Annotated in this window: 21 protein-coding genes and 3 tRNA genes; 10 read left to right on the plus strand and 14 right to left on the minus strand. The window is 69.3% G+C overall.

Annotated elements, in window-relative coordinates:
* The first annotated feature begins 9 nt into the window (after nucleotides 1-9).
* A complete protein-coding gene (gene rraA / locus BLU09_RS06110) occupies nucleotides 10-507 on the plus strand; it encodes a ribonuclease E activity regulator RraA (RefSeq protein WP_011550525.1) in 498 nt (165 codons plus the stop codon).
* 30 nt (nucleotides 508-537) lie between these two features.
* Here rraA and BLU09_RS06115 read toward each other — a convergent pair whose 3' ends face one another.
* From BLU09_RS06115 to BLU09_RS38665, 3 genes are all read right to left on the minus strand, one after another.
* A complete protein-coding gene (locus BLU09_RS06115; RefSeq protein WP_090486751.1) occupies nucleotides 538-1,500 on the minus strand; it encodes a hypothetical protein in 963 nt (320 codons plus the stop codon).
* 91 nt (nucleotides 1,501-1,591) lie between these two features.
* A tRNA-Arg gene (locus BLU09_RS06120) sits at nucleotides 1,592-1,664 on the minus strand.
* A 292-nt stretch (nucleotides 1,665-1,956) separates the two neighbouring features.
* Nucleotides 1,957-2,109, minus strand: coding sequence for a hypothetical protein (locus BLU09_RS38665; RefSeq protein ID WP_153881173.1), 153 nt, complete (start codon nucleotides 2,107-2,109; stop codon nucleotides 1,957-1,959).
* Between the two features lie 82 nt (nucleotides 2,110-2,191).
* Between BLU09_RS38665 and BLU09_RS06125 the strand changes: the two genes are divergently transcribed.
* Together BLU09_RS06125 and BLU09_RS06130 are read left to right on the plus strand one after the other, a co-directional pair.
* Nucleotides 2,192-2,986: an AraC family transcriptional regulator gene (locus BLU09_RS06125; RefSeq protein WP_090486754.1), complete on the plus strand. Its 795-nt coding sequence runs from the start codon at nucleotides 2,192-2,194 to the stop codon at nucleotides 2,984-2,986.
* Between the two features lie 88 nt (nucleotides 2,987-3,074).
* Entirely contained in the window at nucleotides 3,075-3,464 is a 390-nt protein-coding gene (locus BLU09_RS06130; RefSeq protein WP_090486757.1) for a VOC family protein, read from the plus strand.
* Nucleotides 3,465-3,524: 60 nt separating this feature from the next.
* On the opposite strand, the gene BLU09_RS06135 is transcribed toward BLU09_RS06130, so the two are convergent.
* The 3 genes from BLU09_RS06135 to BLU09_RS38670 form a co-directional block, all read right to left on the minus strand.
* Nucleotides 3,525-3,598, minus strand: a tRNA-Leu gene (locus BLU09_RS06135).
* A gap of 37 nt (nucleotides 3,599-3,635) precedes the next feature.
* Nucleotides 3,636-3,707 (minus strand) — tRNA-Gly (locus BLU09_RS06140).
* A gap of 96 nt (nucleotides 3,708-3,803) precedes the next feature.
* On the minus strand, nucleotides 3,804-3,950 hold the full coding sequence (locus BLU09_RS38670; RefSeq protein ID WP_167371033.1) for a hypothetical protein: 147 nt from the start codon (nucleotides 3,948-3,950) through the stop codon (nucleotides 3,804-3,806).
* Between the two features lie 258 nt (nucleotides 3,951-4,208).
* Between BLU09_RS38670 and BLU09_RS06145 the strand changes: the two genes are divergently transcribed.
* The 3 genes from BLU09_RS06145 to BLU09_RS06155 all read left to right on the plus strand — a co-directional run bounded on the left by BLU09_RS06145 (nucleotide 4,209) and on the right by BLU09_RS06155 (nucleotide 7,894).
* Entirely contained in the window at nucleotides 4,209-5,468 is a 1,260-nt protein-coding gene (locus BLU09_RS06145; RefSeq protein ID WP_244171455.1) for a hypothetical protein, read from the plus strand.
* 141 nt (nucleotides 5,469-5,609) lie between these two features.
* Nucleotides 5,610-6,935 carry a magnesium transporter gene (gene mgtE, locus BLU09_RS06150; protein ID WP_090486763.1) on the plus strand — a complete coding sequence of 442 codons (1,326 nt, stop codon included), beginning with the start codon at nucleotides 5,610-5,612 and terminating at the stop codon, nucleotides 6,933-6,935.
* 44 nt (nucleotides 6,936-6,979) lie between these two features.
* A complete protein-coding gene (locus BLU09_RS06155) occupies nucleotides 6,980-7,894 on the plus strand; it encodes a DUF6929 family protein (protein ID WP_090486766.1) in 915 nt (304 codons plus the stop codon).
* 20 nt (nucleotides 7,895-7,914) lie between these two features.
* On the opposite strand, the gene BLU09_RS06160 is transcribed toward BLU09_RS06155, so the two are convergent.
* Nucleotides 7,915-8,820: a tetratricopeptide repeat protein gene (locus BLU09_RS06160; protein ID WP_090486769.1), complete on the minus strand. Its 906-nt coding sequence runs from the start codon at nucleotides 8,818-8,820 to the stop codon at nucleotides 7,915-7,917.
* Nucleotides 8,820-9,110 (minus strand): hypothetical protein, encoded by a 291-nt coding sequence (locus BLU09_RS06165; RefSeq protein ID WP_090486772.1) that lies wholly within the window; start codon nucleotides 9,108-9,110, stop codon nucleotides 8,820-8,822. Before BLU09_RS06165 ends, BLU09_RS06160 begins: the two co-directional genes overlap by 1 nt.
* 185 nt (nucleotides 9,111-9,295) lie before the next feature.
* On the opposite strand from BLU09_RS06165, the gene BLU09_RS06170 reads away from it, so the two are divergent.
* The gene (locus BLU09_RS06170; protein WP_090487074.1) at nucleotides 9,296-10,123 is read left to right on the plus strand and encodes an SDR family NAD(P)-dependent oxidoreductase; all 828 of its coding nucleotides are present in this window, start codon (nucleotides 9,296-9,298) and stop codon (nucleotides 10,121-10,123) included.
* Between the two features lie 180 nt (nucleotides 10,124-10,303).
* Here the strand turns inward: BLU09_RS06170 and BLU09_RS06175 are convergent, their stop codons facing one another.
* The 5 genes from BLU09_RS06175 to lspA (BLU09_RS06195) form a co-directional block, all read right to left on the minus strand.
* Nucleotides 10,304-10,690 (minus strand): hypothetical protein, encoded by a 387-nt coding sequence (locus tag BLU09_RS06175; protein WP_090486774.1) that lies wholly within the window; start codon nucleotides 10,688-10,690, stop codon nucleotides 10,304-10,306.
* Between the two features lie 229 nt (nucleotides 10,691-10,919).
* Entirely contained in the window at nucleotides 10,920-12,137 is a 1,218-nt protein-coding gene (locus tag BLU09_RS06180) for an MXAN_5187 C-terminal domain-containing protein (protein ID WP_090486777.1), read from the minus strand.
* Between the two features lie 41 nt (nucleotides 12,138-12,178).
* Entirely contained in the window at nucleotides 12,179-13,483 is a 1,305-nt protein-coding gene (locus BLU09_RS06185) for a prolipoprotein diacylglyceryl transferase (RefSeq protein WP_090486780.1), read from the minus strand.
* Nucleotides 13,484-13,571: 88 nt separating this feature from the next.
* Nucleotides 13,572-14,180, minus strand: a complete 609-nt coding sequence (gene lspA / locus BLU09_RS06190; RefSeq protein ID WP_090486783.1) for a signal peptidase II — start codon at nucleotides 14,178-14,180, stop codon at nucleotides 13,572-13,574.
* 33 nt (nucleotides 14,181-14,213) lie between these two features.
* Nucleotides 14,214-14,810 carry a signal peptidase II gene (gene lspA / locus BLU09_RS06195; protein WP_090486785.1) on the minus strand — a complete coding sequence of 199 codons (597 nt, stop codon included), beginning with the start codon at nucleotides 14,808-14,810 and terminating at the stop codon, nucleotides 14,214-14,216.
* A 141-nt stretch (nucleotides 14,811-14,951) separates the two neighbouring features.
* On the opposite strand from lspA (BLU09_RS06195), the gene BLU09_RS06200 reads away from it, so the two are divergent.
* Complete coding sequence (locus BLU09_RS06200) at nucleotides 14,952-15,305, plus strand: hypothetical protein (RefSeq protein WP_090486788.1); 354 nt, start codon at nucleotides 14,952-14,954, stop codon at nucleotides 15,303-15,305.
* Between the two features lie 58 nt (nucleotides 15,306-15,363).
* Here the strand turns inward: BLU09_RS06200 and BLU09_RS06205 are convergent, their stop codons facing one another.
* Nucleotides 15,364-16,743 (minus strand): endonuclease/exonuclease/phosphatase family protein, encoded by a 1,380-nt coding sequence (locus BLU09_RS06205; RefSeq protein ID WP_186817726.1) that lies wholly within the window; start codon nucleotides 16,741-16,743, stop codon nucleotides 15,364-15,366.
* Nucleotides 16,744-16,980: 237 nt separating this feature from the next.
* Here BLU09_RS06205 and BLU09_RS06210 point away from each other — a divergent pair, with 237 nt between their 5' ends.
* Together BLU09_RS06210 and BLU09_RS06215 are read left to right on the plus strand one after the other, a co-directional pair.
* A complete protein-coding gene (locus BLU09_RS06210) occupies nucleotides 16,981-17,739 on the plus strand; it encodes a Mut7-C RNAse domain-containing protein (RefSeq protein WP_186817725.1) in 759 nt (252 codons plus the stop codon).
* 239 nt (nucleotides 17,740-17,978) lie between these two features.
* On the plus strand, nucleotides 17,979-18,695 hold the full coding sequence (locus tag BLU09_RS06215) for a type II secretion system protein (protein ID WP_244171456.1): 717 nt from the start codon (nucleotides 17,979-17,981) through the stop codon (nucleotides 18,693-18,695).
* Nucleotides 18,696-18,703 lie beyond the last annotated feature (8 nt).

The raw sequence follows: 18,703 nt of genomic DNA on the forward strand, positions 1-18,703 counted from the left end.
TCGAAGCCCATGAGCACGTTCACCGACTTCAAGACGGCCGACCTCTGCGATGCCCACGCGGGCACGCCGCGGTTCCAGATTGCCGAGCCTGGGTTCCAGGACTACGGCGGCGTCCGGACCTTCGCGGGTCCCATCAGCACGGTGCGGGCGCCCGAGGACAACTCCCTCGTGCGCAAGGCCTTGGAGGAGCCCGGCCAGGGCCGGGTGCTGGTGGTGGACGGCGGAGGCAGCCGCCGCTGCGCGCTCGTGGGAGACCAGCTCGCGTTGCTCGCCCAGCAGAATGGCTGGGCGGGCGTGGTGGTGAATGGCTGCATCCGAGACGCCGAGGACGTGGGCCGCATGCGCATCGGCGTCAAGGCGCTGGGCACCCACCCGCTCAAGAGCCTCAAGCGCAACGAGGGACAACGTGACGTGGAGGTCCGCTTCGCCGGAGTCACCTTCCGCCCCGGCCACTACGTCTATGCGGACCTGGACGGCATCGTCACCTCCGAGTCACCTCTGGGCTGAAACCAGGGGCTCCGGGCGGAAATGCTGGCACTACCCGCGTCGCCACCACTTCCGCCGCGCGGCCCTCACGTCGGACCAGTCCACCAGGCAGTCGTGCACGTTCTCCTGGCCGCGTTGGGCGTCAGGCATGTCCCCTGACTCCACGCGCGAAATCAGCTCCGGCAGCCGCTCGTAGAACGTGGGCGAACGGTACTGGGGATGCAATGTCCACAGGCCCGGCGCGGCGCCCAGGAAGTCCAGCCGCCACAAGCCGCGACGCTTGAGCCTCCGGGTGACCAGGTTCTCCGGCTCGCGGTACGGCGGATTGCCCGCACGCAAGGCACGCAGCACGTGAATGGGCGGCGCCAGCTTCGCCTGCAGCGGGCCTACCCGGCGCACCAGTGCATCGCGGTCCACGAAGAAGGCCCGGCTGCTGAAGCGCCGGAAACGGAACGCGTGGGAGCCCTGTGCATCGGGCTCGTACCAGCGACTGTCTCCCGCAATCGTCCCGTCCGCGCGCGGCGGGCCCGACAAAGGACTGCAGCTCACCAACTCCTCGCGTGACGCGAGCTGCGCGGCCGCCTCCGCCATCCAGGCGCGTGACGCTCCGCCGATGAGCATGTCCGCATCCAGGTGCATCACGTGCGGGTGCTTCGCCGCCGCGAGCCCGAAGAAGTAGGAATGGAAGGGCCCGCCGCGCGAGTCCTTCATGGGCAGCCGGGAGCCTCCGAAGAACTGCTCGGAGAGTGCCTTCGTGGCGGCGGGGGAGTAGTCCACCTCCACCAGCCGGATGCGCGGATCCGCCGAGGACAGCTCCGACAGCAGCGCGTCCATCTTCGGCTTTCGCTCCAGCCACGCACCCGCGAAGCGGCTGCCCTGACTGCGGTGCAGGTCCAGCACGAGCAGCACCTCCTGCACGGAGGGCCCGAGCTGGCGCAACTGATGCGGAAGGATGAGGCGCGCGTGCGGATAGTCCGTGGGCGCGAGGTTGATTTGCAGGGTGACCGGGCTCACGGGGTGTCCAGCAAGAGGGAGGTCGCGTCATCCATGACGGAGTGGCCCTCACTTGCCATACCCACGGTGCACCAGACAACTGAAGGAGGAATGGTCCTGGCAGGAGTCGAACCTGCGGCCTCTCGGTCCGCAACCGAGTGCTCTATCCTCTGAGCGACAAGACCGGAACTGCGACTGCGAGAGCGCCCCAGCCACGGGGCGCGGTGTCAGAAGGAAGCGATGCCGTCGAACAGGTCTTCCGGCTCGGAATCAGTGGAGAGGGGATTCATGGGCGTCACCTCGGGGATGAGCGCTCCGACAGGGAATCGAACCCTGTTCACACGGTAGACGGCCGTGCTGCGATTCCAATCGCATCCCGGAGCAGTGGGGTTGACCCGGAAAAGAAAGAGGCCGGGTTCCCTCGGGGAGCCCAGCCTCTGGCCTGCCATGCCCTGTCCTTCGACTGAGCACGGTGGGTCAGAACCCAGGCGGGAGATCTCGACGGGAGGTCGCCCCCCGCTTGGAATCACGAGCGGTGGCCCGGCCAGCGAGTGCGAGCGCATCGATGCCGATGACAGTATCGTTCAGGGTGTCGGGATTCATCGGGCTCGTCAGGTTCGCCGTCTTCATGGCCACCGCTCCTTTCATGGGAAATGGACGCAATGGCCGCACAGGGCCTGACAGGCTGTGCACGGGCTGAAACAGGGACGCGATGGCGGAGGACGCGCAGCAGCAGGGCTACACCCAGTGGGCACCGCCTATCGAGATGGCGGATGCGGTGGACGCGTTCTGGCAGTTCTGGGTGCCCCGAAAGCCCCACGACGTCCCCCTCCCCCGGCAGCACCGGGTCCTTCCGGATGGCTGCACCGACCTCATCTTCGGATTCCAACATGCCCCAGGCCCGGTGTGGCTGGCCGCCCCCCGGCTGGCCGTCGTCGGCCCCATGAAGCGCTTCATCCTCGTCGACCTCGAGCCCGGCGGGGTGAGCCTGGGCGTCAGGCTCCGTCCCGGCTGGGCGCAGGCCCTGCTGGGTGTCAGTCCGCGTGAACTCTGCGGACTCAACGTCTCCGCCCAGGATTGCTCGCCCGCCCTCATGCAGCTTCAGCGGCGGATGGAAGACTGCGCCTCGCCCGCCCAGGCCATGGCCCTGCTCCAGCGCACCATCGCCCGACGCTGGGCTTCGTTCCGGAGCATGGCGAAGCCGCGCGCCGTCCAGGCACTGGGACACCTCCAAGCCTCATCGGGGCAGGTGCGCATGGCCGCGCTCGCTCGCGAGCTGGGCGTGAGTGAGCGCACCCTGCACCGGGACATCCTGGACGAAGCCGGCGTACCACCGAAGCTGCTCGCGCGAGTGCTGCGCTTCCAGCGGGCGGTGTCCCTGCTGCGCTCCCGTGAGGGCACGGACCTGTGTGACATCGCGCTCGAATGCGGCTACGCGGACCAGGCGCATCTGTCACGAGACGTGCGGGAACTGGCCGGCGTGTCGCCCACCGCACTCGTAGGTTGAGCGCTGTCCGATTCCTTCAAGACAGGCCCGCGCCATCCGTGTGACGACGCACTCACACAGACGTCCCACTGACCAACAGGAGTCCGCCATGAAGCTCGGCTACATCATTCTCTACGTACCGGACGTGAGCGGCGCCATCGCCTTCTACGAGAAGGCCTTCGGACTGGCGCGCCGCTTCATCCACGAGAGCGGTGGCTACGCGGAGATGGAGACAGGCACCACCGCCCTGGCCTTCGTCGAGGAAGGCGCGGCGAAGGAGCATGGCTTCACCGTGCGCCATCTGCGGCCGAAGGAGGAAGCCGCGGCCATTGAACTGGCGCTCGTCACCGCCGACGTGGCCGCCGCGTACGCGCGCGCCGTGGCGGCGGGCGCCGAGGCGACGCAACCTCCCAAGCAGAAGCCCTGGGGACAGACGGTGGCCTACGTGAGAGACCTCAACGGCGTCCTGGTGGAGCTCTGCTCTCCAATGGAGGGGTAGTAGCAGCGAACCCCAAGCGCGCGCTCTTGTCCAAGCTGAGCGACGTCCCGGAAACAACCTTGCCGCGGGCGGGATTCGAACCCGCACCCTCTGCATTCTGAGTGCAGCGCCTCTACCAATTGGGCTACCGCGGCGTTCTTCGATGACGGCAACCCGGGTGGGCTGCCGGAAAGCGGACGACGGGATTCGAACCCGTGTTCACCTGGATGGCGACCAGGGGCCTGACCACTCGGCCACGACCGCATGTGCTGCCACGACCCGGAAAAGAAAGAGGCCGGGTTCCCTCGGGGAGCCCGGCCTCTGGCCTGCCATGCCACGTCGATGGACGGGCGAAAGGCGTCAGAGTCCGGGCCAGCTACCGCCAATGGGTAGACCGGGCAGCACGGGAGCGGGCAGCAGGGCGACGGGCGCGAGCACACCGATGCCGATGACCGTGTCGTTCAAGGTGTCGGGATTCATCGGGCTCGTCAGGTTCGTCGTCTGCATGTCACCGCTCCTTTCTGTGAAAAATGACGCGCTGGAAGCACGGGGCCTGACACGGCGCCACGCCTGTCACCGACCCGGCCCGCGGATGGGGTAAGAAGGCCCTGGAGCCTGCGCCGCCTCCCCCAGGCCGAGGTCACCCGGGCGGCGCCCCCCTCGATGAAGACCGTTCCCTGCTTGCTCGCATGGTCCGCGATGCTGTCCCTGTCCGGGTGTGCGAACACCGGCGATGAATGCGGCGTCGTCCCGCTGCCAGGAGGCATGGGACAGACCCCGCCCCTGCTGTCGCTGGAGGTCCCCGCGGAGCTCCAAGTCCAGCCGAGCCTGAACTCCACCTGTGAGGGCCCCGACACCTCCCAGGTCCCCGATAGCATCACGGCGGAGGTGTTCGACCCGAACAACCACGCCGTGGCCGCGGAGGCGTCCCTCACCGGCAATGGACAGGCGGCCACCGTCCGCTTCACCCCGACGACCACCGGACGCCACCACGTCCGCGTCGCCTTCGCCCCGGTGGGCAGCCTCCAGCAGTTCGGCGCCTACGTGTCACGCGCGTGGACCGGAGGAGCGCCGACAGTGCTCCCGCTGCCCCGCTGCACGCAACTGGACCGCACCACGCATGGCACCTGGCTGTGTGACGGCGTGGCGGTGCACGCGTCGAACGGAACCCAGACACCACTCGGCGGCGTCTCCGGCATGCCCGACGTGGCCGTCGCGGGAGATGTCGTCTGGGTCGTGGGCGAGGACCGGGTGCGCCGCTTCGTCGACACCGGCTCGGAACTCGAGCTCACGGGCTCGCTCCTGCTCAACCAGCGCGACACCGTGAAGGTCATCCAGAACCGGCTCGCCACCGCGGAGGAGCTGTGGGTGCTCGACTCGGAGCGCCTGCACCGCTTCGCCTTCACCTCAGAAGGTGTCGTCATCGGTGCCACCCCCACTCCGTGGGGACGGGTCAACCAGCTGCCCTTCGGCGTCGACATGGTGCTGGGCCTGCTCGTGCGTCTGGGCCCCGACACGGTCAGCGTCATCCAGGTGACGCAGGAACCCGACAGCCGCGCGTGCACGTTCCGGCTGGGCCCGAGCGGGGCCTTCGTCGCCTCGGAGGCGCCGTGTCAACGCCTGCCGGGCGTGCCAGCGGGCATCGAGGATGGCGCGGTGTGGACCCGCGTGGACACCCTGCTCCTGCCGCAGCCAGGACAGACGCTGTACCGGTGGGCCGCGGTGGATGGCGCGCTGACCGAACGAGGCACCCTGGTCGTGGACGCGCCGCTCGAGTTGGTGAGCGCGCCCCTCCGCCCCGGCTTCGCCATCCCCTTCCTCCAGTGGCGGCAGTCCCGCGTCGGCTCCGCAGTGCCCGTGCCGCCCGAGTCCCAGGGCCCGCTGGGACTGGAGCTGCTGCCAGGCAACGCGGACCTGTCTCCCGGACTGCGAACCCTCTCTCCGCGCTTCTACTGGGAGGCCGGCGGCGGACAGGGCCTCGGTGGGACGCGGGTGTACGAACGGCGTGCGTCTTCGTTGAAATAACGAGACGGTTGGGGCACACACGGAAGGAAAGCGCGAAATGTCGCCTGCCTGCCTCTCGCGATACCTGGCCTTCCGGGTGTAGAGAGGCCCGCGCGCCGCGGCACCACGCGCTCCACCCTACACGCCCGGAGGTGAGCCCCCATGATGGAAAGCCCCCAGAGCGCCGCGCTCTCCATGGAGGAACTGCACGAGGCGTGGCCCGTGCTCTCCATCGATGAGCGGCTGGAGGGCTTCCGGTTGCTTCCCGCTTCGGTGGCGGACGACTTCTTCCTGGCGTTGTCGGCGCGTGAGCAGGCGGAGCTCATCCTCCACCTTCAGCCGGCAGAGCGACGGACCTGGGTCCGGCTGCTGCCCCCGGACGACCTGGCCGACCTGGTACAGGCGGTGGATCCCGAGCAGGCGGAGTCCATCCTCTCGCAGCTCGACGACGCCAGCCGCCGCGAAGTCAACGTGCTCCTGGCCTACGCGGAGGACGACGCCGGCGGTCTGATGAATCCGCGCTTCGCCCGCGTGCGGCCGGACATGTCCATCGACGAGGCCATCAGCTACCTGCGCAAGCAGGCGCGGGAGCGGGTGGAGACCGTCTACTACGCCTATGTGCTCGACGCCGAACAGCACCTGCTGGGCGTGCTGTCCCTGCGTCAGCTCTTCCAGACGGCCAGCGACAAGCGCGTGGCGGACGTCATGCAGCGCGACGTCATCACCGTGTCGGAAGACACCGACCAGGAGGCCGTGAGCCGGCTCTTCACCGAGCACGGCTTCATGGCCCTGCCCGTGCTCGACGTCCAGCAGCGGATGAAGGGCATCGTCACGGTGGACGACATCGTCGACGTCGTCCAGGAAGAGGCCACCGAGGACATCCAGAAGGCCGGCGGTATGGAGGCCCTGGAGGCGCCCTACTTCGAGACCGGCTTCTTCGGCATGTTGAAGAAGCGCATCGGCTGGCTGCTGGTGCTCTTCCTGGGGCAGATGCTCACCGCCACCGCGATGAGCAGCTTCGAGGACGAAATCGCCACCGCCGTGGTGCTGAGCCTCTTCGTGCCGCTCATCATCTCCTCGGGAGGCAACTCCGGCAGTCAAGCCTCCACGCTCATCATCCGCTCGCTCGCGCTGGGCGAGATGCGGCTGAGGGACTGGTGGCGCGTGGCTCGCCGCGAGCTGCTCTCCGGACTGGTGTTGGGCGTAGTGCTGGGGGTGGTGGGCCTGGCGCGCATCCTCATCTGGAACTCCATCTCCGGCGTCTACGGGGAGCACGCCTTCGTGCTGGGCATCACCGTTGCCCTGTCCGTGCTGGGCGTGGTGACGTTCGGCACCCTGGCCGGCTCCATGCTGCCCCTGGTGCTGCGAAAGTTCGGCTTCGACCCCGCGAGCGCCTCCGCGCCCTTCGTGGCCACACTGGTGGACGTTAGCGGCGTCCTCATCTACTTCACCGTCGCCAGCCTCCTGCTGCGCGGTACGCTGCTCTGAAGCGCCGGGGCCCGTGAGGCCGCGGCTTCGCGGGAGACACGGCCATGCTTCACCTGACCCCACGGCGCACCCTCGACCTGGAGGCGCCCACCGCGCCAGGACGTCCGTCTCACGTCACCGCCTCGAGCGGACTGGTCCGCTCGGGCGACTGGCTCTACACCGTCGCGGATGAGCCGCTGCACCTGGCCGCGTTCTCCCTGTCGAAGGCAAGTCCCGGTCATGGCGTGGTGCTCGTCGCGAACCACCAGCCCGACGCGTCTGTCTCCCTCAAGTCGTCGCAGCCCGACCTGGAGGTGCCCTGTCTGCTGGTGCCCCAGGGCAGCGCGCCCCACGGTTCGCTGCTGATGCTGCCGTCGGGCACCTCCTCGGGCAGGCAGCGCGGCGCGCTGGTCGCCCTGGGCGCGGACGGCACCCTGGCGGGAGATGCCCGGCCCGTGGACGTCACCGCGCTGTACACCCAGCTCAGCCGGGAGTTCGGACCGCTCCGCATCGCCGGGGCGGCGATGTCGGGCGGACTGATGCGGCTGCTCCAGCGCGGCAGCGGCGAGCCCGGCACCGACGCGCTCGTGGACCTGGACGCGGAGCGGGTGCTGCGCGGACTGGAAGCCGGCACGCTGGGCCCGGACGTGGTGCGCATGACGCGCCGCTGGGAGCTGGGACAGGCCGGAGGCATGCGGCTGTCCTTCACGGCGGCATCGCCGCTTCCTGGCGGGCGGATGGTCTTCACCGCGACCGCGGGGAGCACCGGCCCGACGGCAGCCGTGGGCGGCTCCGTGGTGGGCGTGCTGGCTCCGGATGGCTCGCCGCAGTTCCTCGACGCGCTGGAGGGCCACGTGACGGTGACAGGCGTCGATGCCCGGGTGGAACAGGGACGCGTGCGGCTGCTCCTGGCGGCCCTCTCCGAAGACGGGGCGGGCCCCGCGAACCTGCTGGAAGCGACGCTGGACGTCCCGGCGTAGGGCGGCGTGTCCGCCCCGCGTCAGTCGTGCTCGTGCGCGGCTTCCTCGGGGCGGCCACCGACGGCTTCCAGCGACGTACGCGCCGGGCGGACGCGGTCGAAGGCCACCTCGCGCTGCCCCACGCCCGCGGCCGTGGTGTTGGCGATGCGCCGACGCGCCCTCGCGATGTAGTCCTGCACCAGCGCGGGGTCGGGGTGTGTCTTCAGCGCGTCCACCCACGTCTCGATGGCCTTCTCGTTCTCTCCGGCGTCGGCGCGCAGCTTGCCCATCTCGAAGAGGGCGTGCGGCGCCAGCTCGGAGTCCGGGAAGCGCGTGCGCAGGTCCGCGAAGGTGCGGGAGGCCTCCTGGCGGCGGCCCTCCATCATCGCGATGGCCTGGGCTTGGAGGTACAGGGCGTCATCCACGTAGGCGCTCGTGGGGAAGCGCTCCATGACTCGACGGGTCTCCAGCTCGCACTGCTGATAGTCGCCCAGCTCGAAGTAGAGCTTGGTGACCAGGTAGTGCAGCTCCGCGCCCTGCGGTGGATTGAGCTTGAGGGCCGCGGTGAGCTGGTCGATGGCGCCGCGCAGGTCGCGGTAATGCACGCGCAGCAGGTCCGCCAGGATGATGCGGGCCTCGAGCGCCTCCGGCGACTCGGGGCACTGCTGGATAAGCTCGCGGTAGACGCCCACCGCCTCCTTCACCTTGCGCTGCTCCAGCCAGTAGACATCCGCGGCCCCCTTGAGGGCGCGCGCGCGGAGCACCAGCGCCTCCGGTGAGGAGTCGTGGCGAAGCGCGTCGAAGGCTTTGCGGTACTCGACGAGCGCCTCGTCGGGCCGCTTCTCGAAGGTGGCATCACGGGCCCGCTGGAGATGGTCCACGGGCTTGTCCCGGCACGCCGTGGCGGCCAGGGACAGCACGGCGAGCGCGAGCCGCAAGGACTTCATCAGTCGCAGGCCTCCGGCGTCACGGTGACGCACTTCGTGTCCTGACAGCGGACGCAGACTTCCACTGGCGAGACGTCGGTGACGCAGACGTTGACGCGCGAGGTGCGCGGGCAGTCCTCGGCCGTGACGCAGCGGTAGGGCTCCCCGCCATCACGCGTGATGTCGCTGGCCGTCGAGCCACAGACTTCCAAGTCGTTGCATCCGAAGAGGCCCACCGCGATGGCGGCGAACGCTCCGCACAAGGCGCGTCTCACGGCGGCGGTTGTACCCGGATTCGCCCGCGTCGTCACTGACGCCCCGCTCGCTTGCCTGGCGCCAGGAGCCGCGTTCGCGATTTTGGGACAGGGATGTCAGGTGTGTCATGGAGCACCCGGTGTCAGGGCCGTTCTGGGTGCTCGCGTCAAGGCGCCGCCGGGGTGATGGCGGCGAAGGCCGCGACAGGGTCATGCTGAGCGCCATCGCGCCAACGACACACATGAGCCTTCCATCCCATCCAAGAGCCGTCATCACCGGCGCAGGCACCGGCCTGGGCCGCGCGCTCTGCGAGGAGCTCGCACGCAGACGGGCCCGCGTGCTCGTCACCGACATCAACGCCGCCTCCGCCGAGGAGACCGCGCTGCGCGTCACCCGCGCGGGAGGCGAAGCCCACGTCCATGTCTGTGATGTCACCGAGCCGGCCCAGGTCGAAGCCATGGCCGACGCCGCGGAGCGGCTCCTGGGCGGCGTGGACCTGCTGGTCAACAACGCGGGCGTCGTCAGCGCGGGCCCAGTGGGTGAGCTGTCGCTCTCCGAATGGAAGCGCGTGCTGGACATCAACCTGTGGGGCGTCATCCACGGCTGCCATGTCTTCGTCCCCCGGATGCGCAGGCAGGGGTCCGGCCACATCCTCAACATCGCCTCGGCGGCGGGGCTCGTGTACGTGCCCGACCTGGCGGCCTACAACGTGTCCAAGGCGGGCGTGGTCGCGCTCTCCGAGACACTCCACGCCGAGCTGAGGGCCACCGGCATCGGCGTCACCGTGGCGTGCCCCAGCTTCTTCCGCACCCAGATTGCCAGCTCGGGCGCCTACGCCAACGACACGCTGCGCACCCTCGCCGTCGGGATGATGGATGCGGCCCGCATGGGTCCGGAGGTCGTCGCGCGCAGGCTCCTGAAGGCCGTGGACGCGCGAAGCCTCTACACCGTCCCCATGGCGGATGCGCGCTGGGGCTGGCGCCTGCGCCGCATGTCCCCCAGCCTCTTCCTCCGCGCCGTCGCCGCGATGGACCGCTCCGCTCGCGCGTGGCTTCTGCGACGACGCTGAGCCCCTTCAAGGCGCTGGCCGACAGAGGCCGCGCTCGATGAGGCTCGGCGGCGGCATCCCGTCCTCGCCCGGCTTGCAGATGGGCTGCATCTCGCCACGCCCTTTCGTCGCTGTTCGTCCGGTCGCTGCGCCCGCCGCCAGTCGCAGCGCTTCCGCGAAAGGCTCAGCGTCTGAGCGCCGTCAGTTGTTGCCGCGCGGCGCCTTGCCGGAGGTGAGCACCGCCTTGTCCACCGAGGCGACACCACTGCCGCGCCGCTTGAGCTGACGCGCGCGGTCCTCCTGCTTCTTGTAGTGCTTCATCATCGCGACCATGTGCGGGTCGGACGTCTCGCAGTGCAGCTGCGTCACCTGCTGGTGGCGGCGGCCAAGCTCCTGCCACGTCTGGAGCATGGCCTGGTTGCCCAGGAGCCGCTCCTCGACGGAGTCGAGCACCGCGTCCATCGCCTCGCCCTCGGCCTCCAGCGCCGCGAGACGCTCCTGGGCCTCCTGAGAGGGCGACATGCACCCCGTGCCCAGGGAGAGTCCCATCACCATGGAAAGCCCGAGCCACCTCCGCCGAATCCCCACGTCGCCTCCCGCAGTGTCTCGCGCCGCCCACCGGCCGCTTACGCGAAACGCAAGCTAGGGAGGCACCCCCGGGGCGACAACCCGCTCCAGCAGCAGAGGCAGTCGTTCTTTCAGCAGGCGACGATTCCCGACACTGGTGGCGCGGGGGGCAGGTCGGCGGCGGAAGGGGGTGCGCACACACCTGCGTCCAGCCAACGACGTGCGGCCCCCGCACACTGTCCAGTGATGTCTACTTCGGCACGGCCTTGAGCGACGCCTTGCCGTCCTTGATGACGACCTTGAACTCCACCGCCTTCGCGTTGTGCTGCTTGAGCAGCTCCGGCACCTGCTTGCGCAACGTGGCCGCCACCGACTCGTAGGACAGCTTCGACGTGTCCTCCTGGCAGCGGCGCTTCGCGGTGACGTACGCGTCGTAGACGGCACGCAGCTTGTCGTCCGCCAACCCGCCTCCGCCGCTCGCCGAAGGAGGCCGGGACGCGGCGGAGGAAGGCGGCGTCGACGCGGGCCGCGGCGGCGGAGGGATGCTGCCGGCCGCGCCCGTGCCGGGCGCCCTCGACGAAGGAGCCATACTCCCGGCGCCGGTAGCCGCGGGCCGCGACGGAGGCGGCGTGCTGCTCGCGCCAGCAGCCACGGGCCGCGACGGAGGCGGCGTGCCGGCCACGGCGCCCGGCGCCTTCGCCGCCATGCCCGGCGGCGCCACCGACGTGCCGTGCGCAGGCGTGCCACCCACCGCGGACGTCACGGTGGGTTGACCGCGCGGCGGTGTCCCCGCCACGGGCGCCACGGAGGGAATCCCTGCCAGCGGCGCAACGGACGGGGTGCCTCGCAGCGGCGTGCTTCCCACCGCGGGCATGACGGGCGCGATGGCGGGCGTCAGCGGCGCGACCGCGGGCGGGCCCTTCGACGGCGCTCCACCCGTGGCCTGGAGAAAGCTGGCGGCCACCTGCGGCTCGTTGACGGGACGGGGGCGGATCAACTCCTCCACCTCCTCGAAGTCCATGTCGGAGATGTCCTCCGGCAACTCGACTACGCCCTTCTGGCCCGCCGCGCCCGTCGAGCTGGTCTTCCGGCCCTCCGCGCGGCGGCGCGCCTTGAAGACATCCCGGCGATAGGTGCCCGCTTCGATTTCCTGGAGCGTGCGCGCCCACAGCCGTTCGTACGTGAGGAACTTGTTGTACAGGCCGGCGACGCGGAACTTGGCGGAGGTGCTGCGGATGAACGCGCCCTTCAGCTTGTTCATCCGCTTCTTGAGGTCTTCGTGAGCGCGCGACGGCGCCTGACGCTCGTTGCCCAGGAAGTACTGTTCGTAGAGGTTGCGGAGGACGGCGACCTCCGCCTCCAGGGCTTCGCACTCCTGGAGGACGGCCTCGCTGGAGCCGGGATCGGCCGGGGTGGACCTGCCAGCGAAGCTCTTGGAAGCGGACTGTCGGGCGTCGGGGGGCGGCATGACTCCTCAGAGTGTCCCCAAGAGGCCCGCGCGATTCAACCTCACGCAGCCGAGGGGGTAGGCCCCAGGCTTGCCGCCTCGCTCTCCCGGCGGCGGCCCTTCTGGGCGAGCAGCACCGCGCCAAAGGTGAACATACACAGGGAGATGAACTGGCTGGTGGAGACATTGTACCACGCCTCCAGCGGCACCGCCGCCGCCAGCTCCCCGGCCCCCAGCGACTGGAGCAGGCCGTACAGCGTGCCGCGCTCCACGTCCCCACGGAACAGCTCCACCGTGCTCCGCAGCACCGCGTAGGCCATCAGCCAGAACGCCAGGACGTGGCCGTGGAAGCGGCGGTAGCGCCGGGCGTACAGCAGCCCCACGAAGAGCACCAGCTGCCCGACGGACTCGAAGAGCTGGGTGGGGTACACCCCCAGGGTGTGGCCCTGCTGCGCCACCCAATCTGAGATGCGCACCGCGCCAGGCGCGGCGTGGTGGAAGATTTCACCCGTGGCCTCCACGACGTACCGCGTGTCCTGGAGCTGGGACGAATACGCCAGGCTGGACGTGTTGCCCGACCCGCCCAGGAGGTCCTGCGCCACCCCGCTGCCGGGGAAGTGCACGGCGGTGGCGGCATGCGCGGGCGCCACGTCCCCCCAGCAGCACCCCGCGCTGAAGCACCCCAGGCGGCCCAGGCACTGGCCTAACGACACGGTGGGGATGCACACGTCGGCGAGGCGCCAGAAGTCCAGGCCATGCATCCGCGCGAACACGAACGCGGCCACGGACGCGCCAATCAAGCCGCCATAGAAGACGAGCCCTCCGCCCAGGGAGAACACCTGCGTCCAGTCACGGGCGTAGTCCTGCCAGTTCACGAGCACGAAGAGCAGCCGGCTCCCGCCGATGCCGCCGAGCAGAATCCAGACCGTCATGTCCATGATTTGCTCGCGCTTCTTCGGCCCCTCCACGTCCACCCACGCCCCGTCCTTCAGCTCCAGCGTGCGCCATTCGTCCTGCGCCAGCCGTCCCGCCACCGTCACCGCGGTGATGAAGCCCAGGGCCAGCAGCAGGCCGTAGGTGTGCACGGGGATGCCCTCGCCCTTGGCGCCCGGAAAGGCCCCGGGCGGCAGCGCGTACTGCAGGGCGAACCAGGCCAGCACCGCGCCCACGACGCCATACCCCGCGGCCCGCAGCAGCCGGTCTTGCGAGGGCACTGGCGCGCGCGTGCCCGTCCGAGCATCCAGCTCGCCCTCGGCGCTGCGCCAGCCGTTGAAGACGACGTAGCCCACCGTGCCCGCGGCCATCGCGTACAGCAGGAGCTGCGACCAGAGCGAAGTGAAGGTGAGGTGGACGAGGACAGGGAGCATGGCAACGAAGGCTACCCTCGTTGCGCGGGCGGGACGACACGCATGCGCGCATCCGGGCCCGCCCGGCTGCTCGGCCCGATTCGGCGGCCTAGGCCTGGGTGGGGGCCTGGGCCGGCTTCTCCTTGCGGACGAAGGAGTCGACGATGAGCATGCCCACGCCAATGCAGATGGCCGCGTCGGCGATGTTGAAGGACGGGAAGGTCGCCTTGTCGAACCAGTGGACCTCGAGGAAGTCGATGACGAAGGCCCGGGCGATGCGGTCGATGTAGTTGCCCAGCGCGCCGCCCAGCACCAACGGCAGCCCCCACAGCGCCCACTTCTCTTCCGGGTCCGTGCCGGTCAGCTTGCGGAAGCTGAAGGTGATGAGGATGAGCGCGCCAATGATGGCCACGTGGAAGAGCGGCACCCGCGCCTCCGGCGGCATGCTCCGGAACATGCCCCACGCGGCGCCCGGGTTCTCCAGGTAGCGGATGCGGAAGAACGACTCCGAAATCTCGATGTGCCGCCGGGGCTGGTAGTGCATCCCCGTGAAGCCCCTGGGGGGCGGCTCGGAGTACATCGCGGCCAGGCGCTCGCCCAGGCGCTCCTTGCCTTCCATCTGGGTGGTCAGCTCGCGGACGACGAGGTACTTCGTCCACTGGTCGAGCACGATGACGCCAAGGGTGACGGCGAGGAGGATGATGTATTTGCGCGGCACGGGCCGGGACTTACACCAGCCGCCGCCCGCCCGTCACGGATTGGGGCTTTTCGGCGCCCGCATCGAGTCCAGCAGCAAGAGACTCACCCCGACGGTGATGGCCACGTCCGCCACGTTGAAGGTCGGCCAGCGCATCCCCGGCTGGTTGCGCCAGTGCCAGTCGATGAAGTCGATGACGTAGCCACGCAACAACCGGTCCACGAAGTTGCCCAGCGCGCCAGCCGTCACCAGCGCCAGGGCCACCCGGGCCAGCCGCTGCTCCATGGGCGTGCGCCGGTACATCACGAAGATGAAGCCCATGGCCGCCAGGCTCACCACGAGGAAGAAGAGGCGCCGCACGCCCTCGGGCATGTCGCCGAAGATGCCCCAGGCCGCGCCCGGGTTCTCCACGTAGCGGAAGTGCCAGTAGTCCTCGATGAAGCGATAGGGCCGCAACACCCGGTACGAGCCGTCCTCGGGCGGCGGGCGGTTGTCCAGGTTCCGCTCGGTGACGAAGCCCGTCACCCGCGCCAGGCCTTCCCGCCCATCCAGGGCATCCGTCAGCCGAGAGACAGCCAGGTACTTGGTCACCTGGTCTGCGGCGAGCACCGCGACAATCACGAGGAGGACGAATCGATGGGAGACTTTCATGTCGCGCGCCCTCCTCTATCCCGCTCCCCGGAGTCCTGACAACGAAGAGTGCCCACCCGCCCCTTCCTTGTCCGCTCGCTCCATCTCCCGGCCGGCACGGGATTGGGGCATGGTGTCACCATGCCGCCTGTTGAGCCCGACGTGAATCCTTCAGTCTCCGACACGCCCCCACCCACCGAGGCCGCGGCCAAGCCAGCGAAGCCCTCGCTGATGGCCCGCTTCAAGAACCTGATGCTCGAATTCGGGCCGCTGGCGCTGGTGGTGAACTACGTCATCTTCGGCCTGGTGATCGTCGGCTTCTATGCCGCCATCGAGTTCGGCTTCCAGCCCAGCAGCACCGGCGAGAAGGCGGGCAGTTGGGCGGCGGCCTACGCGGCGTCGCAGGTGGTGAAGCCGCTGCGCCTGGCCGCGGTGTTCGTGCTCACGCCGCTCATCGCCCGGATTCCTCCCGTGGCGCGCTTCATCGAGCGGAACAAGCACAAGTGGAGCTTCTGAGCCGAGGCCCGCGGCGGCCCAGGATGGCCGCCGCGAACCCGCCAGAAAGGGTGTCCCCTCAGAAGTTGGGGACGAGGAAGTCCTTCACCACGCCCATGTGCTGCATGTTGGAGGAACTGCTGTCGCCGGACTGCACCGGGGCAATCTCCGACAGCGGCCGGTAGGTGCGGCTGTCGAGCACCAGCCCGTTGGGGAAGGTGCTGGAGCCGATGACGGTCGCCTGCTGGTACTGGCGCAGGTCCTGGTCCACCAGAACCTGGTCGTAGGGCTTGTTGCGGTTGCGGTTGGTGCCCGTGTTGCCGTTGTGGTCCGCCGGGTGCGGCCCCGCCGTCGTCACGACCTGCCGGAAGGTGGCGAAGCAGGACTCGCTGAAGCTGTCCGTGTTCAGGTCGCCACCGATGACGAGGTAGTCGTCCTCGGGAATCTGCGAGCGGACCTGATTGACGATGGCCTGCGCCTCCGCGTTGCGGTTGCTGGAGCTGGACGTGAGCAGGTGCACGCTCACCGCCCAGAGGTCGCGGGGACCGGGGATGTCGATGCGCGCCCAGGCGAAGTCCCGGTTGGACACCTGCGGGTCGGGCCACTGGCCGAACTGGATGATGGGCCAGCGGCTGATGATGCCATTGGGAATCTGCGCGCCCGTCTCGCGGGAGTAGTGGAAGCCCGGCGCAATCTGGTCCACCAGCGAGCGGATGTCCGCCGCCGAGTTGCTCCCGTAGTTGAACTCCTGCATCAGCACGATGTCCGGATCCACGCCCTTGATGAGACGGATGCCGTGCCCCGGATCGTAGGACTGGTAGTTGCCACTGCTGAGGTTGGACGCCATCACGCGAATGGGGGTGTGGCCCGCGTCCGTGCCGCCGTCGGTCCCCGCGTCGGTGCCGGCATCCGTCCCCGCGTCCGTACCGGCATCCGTGCCCGCGTCGGGCTCGGTGCCAGCATCCGGCTCCGGATCCACGCCCGCGTCCGGCTCGGGGTCGGTGCCGGCATCCGGCTCCGGGTCCACGCCCGCGTCTTCTTCCTGGGTGCCACCGTCATCGGTGGACGTGCCGCCATCCTCCAGGGCGCCGCCGTCCGTCTCCTCGTTCGAACCGCCGTCCACGCCCGCGTCGGTCGGCACGCACGCGTTGCTCGGCACGCAGTGGCCGCCCTCGGCCTCCTCTCCGGACGAGGGGCAGCAGACCGCATCCGGGTGCTCGCACGCGGTCTGCGAATCACAGGCCCGGACGCACAGGTGGCGGTCATGGGACGCGACGAAGATGCAGGATTCGCCCTGCGAGCAGTCTTCCCTGGCGCCCTCGGGGCTGCACTCCGTCCAGAGAACCCCTCCATCCTCGAGCGGCTGCGGCACCTGGGGCGGGCTGCCCTCACCACACGCCAGGGACAGAAGGGTGAGCGAAACCGCCGCGCACAGGAGAGAGGTGAGCGTCTTCTTCATGCTGTCGGACTCAGGAGTCGAGAGGGGGGAAATCGCCGACGACACCCAGGTGCGGACGGCGGCGGGAGTATAGGAACCCTCGATGTGACGATCTTGTGACTTATGGCACAGCTGAACGATTTTATCTACGCAGTCACCCCGAAACGTCACGGGAAGTCTGGCGGACCCGGCACGACAGTCACAGAAACATCCCCGTGAAGCACGGAGGGCCACGACAACGCGGGCCGGAGGGTGGACATGGGACAGCCGAAGGCCCAGGTGACGATGCGCTTCCATGGCGCGCTGAATGACTTCCTGTCTCCCGCGCACCGGCATCAGGCGTTCAGCCATGTGCTGCGAGGCCGCCCGTCGGTGAAGGACCTCATCGAGTCCTTGGGTCCGCCCCACCCGGAAGTGGACGTGGTGCGTGTGGATGGCGAGGCCGTGGACTTCACCCACCGGGTGCAGCCGGGCGCGTGCGTGGAGGTCTATCCCGCGTCCATGGACGAAGCGCCCAGCGTCCGGGTGGGGCCTCCGCTCCAGGACACGCCCCGCTTCGTGCTCGACGTGGGGCTGGGACGGCTCGTGGGCTTCTTGCGGATGCTGGGCTTCGACGCCCTGTGGCGCAACGACTTCGCGGACGACACGCTCGCGCGGCTCTCGCATGACGAGGACCGCATCCTCCTCTCGCGTGACATCGGGGTGCTCAAGCGCGGCGAGGTCCTGCGTGGCTACTTCCCCCGCTCGACGGACCCAGCAGAGCAGTTGGTTGAGGTGGTGCGCCGCTACGGGCTGACGTCTCGCATGCATCCCTTCTCGCGCTGCGTCGCCTGCAACGCCGCGCTGACCTCCGCCGAGCCGTCCGAGGTGGCCGGCCGCGTCCCCGAGCGCGTGGCGGAGCGGCACTCGCGCTTCCAGCAGTGTCCGGACTGCCAGCGCGTCTACTGGGCCGGCACGCACCACCAGCGAATGCAGGCCCTGGTGAACCGACTGCGCGAGCTCGAAGGCGCCCCCTAGGCGCCCGGTTCGCTCAGTACATCGGAACCCGAGAAGTCACCAGGGCGTAACGGAAACCTCGCAAGCAATTGCAACTCCGCAACTCTTGCGAGGTCTCTTGAGACTCAGCCCTGAAGTACGACCCAAGCGTTGTCCACGAGTTCCGGCCAGTTACAGCGCCGCCGCTCAGGCATGGCAATTGCCTAGTGGGCAACACTGGCATCGCCCTCACGGGCCGGAATCCAAGGGAGTCCCGCGACATGGTGCAACGTCCCACAACCCGACGGCGGCAAGGTGGCTTCACGCTGCTGGTCGCCATGGGCGTCGTCACGATGGTCACCCTCGCGGTGCTCCTCAGCTACGGCGTGGTGAGCCGCGAGGCGGAAGTCCAGGGTGATGGCCGCCGCTACAAGGAGGCCTACTTCGCGGCGGAGGCGGGCCTGGCCGAGGGGCGCGAGGCGATGCGCATCCGGCTGGGCAATCTGCAGAGCTATTCGTCCGCGCTCGCGGCGATGCCTCAAGTCAACGAGCCGGGCCTGCCGGCAGGCGGCGACCGTCCCTATCTCGAGGTCCTCCAAGGACCAGGCGGGGTCGGAGGCTGGAACTCGCTGGCCATCGACGAGTCGGACCTGGCGCCCACGGAACGCCAGAGTCCCTCGGGAGATGCCTACGCCGCCTTCCCGCTCCAAACGAACGTGCGCTATCGCGTCTTCGTCCGCGATGACGAGGACGCCACTGCGTCAGGTCTCGACGATGACAATGGGCAGGTCTGGCTCATCGCCGTCGGAGAGGTCGTGGGCCGCGATGGAAGCCGGCCTACACGTGCCGTCATCCAGGCCCTCATCTCTAACGAGAACGCGCCGGCCGTCACCAGCCCTGGCCCGACTCAGGAGGGAGGCGGCCCCGCAGGCACCTTCGACGGCTCCGGCACGGTGACCGACGTCGGAAATGAAGTGGACATCACCCCCGCCCCTTGACCTCTCGT

Source organism: Myxococcus virescens (assembly GCF_900101905.1).
Classification (GTDB): Bacteria; Myxococcota; Myxococcia; order Myxococcales; family Myxococcaceae; genus Myxococcus; species Myxococcus virescens.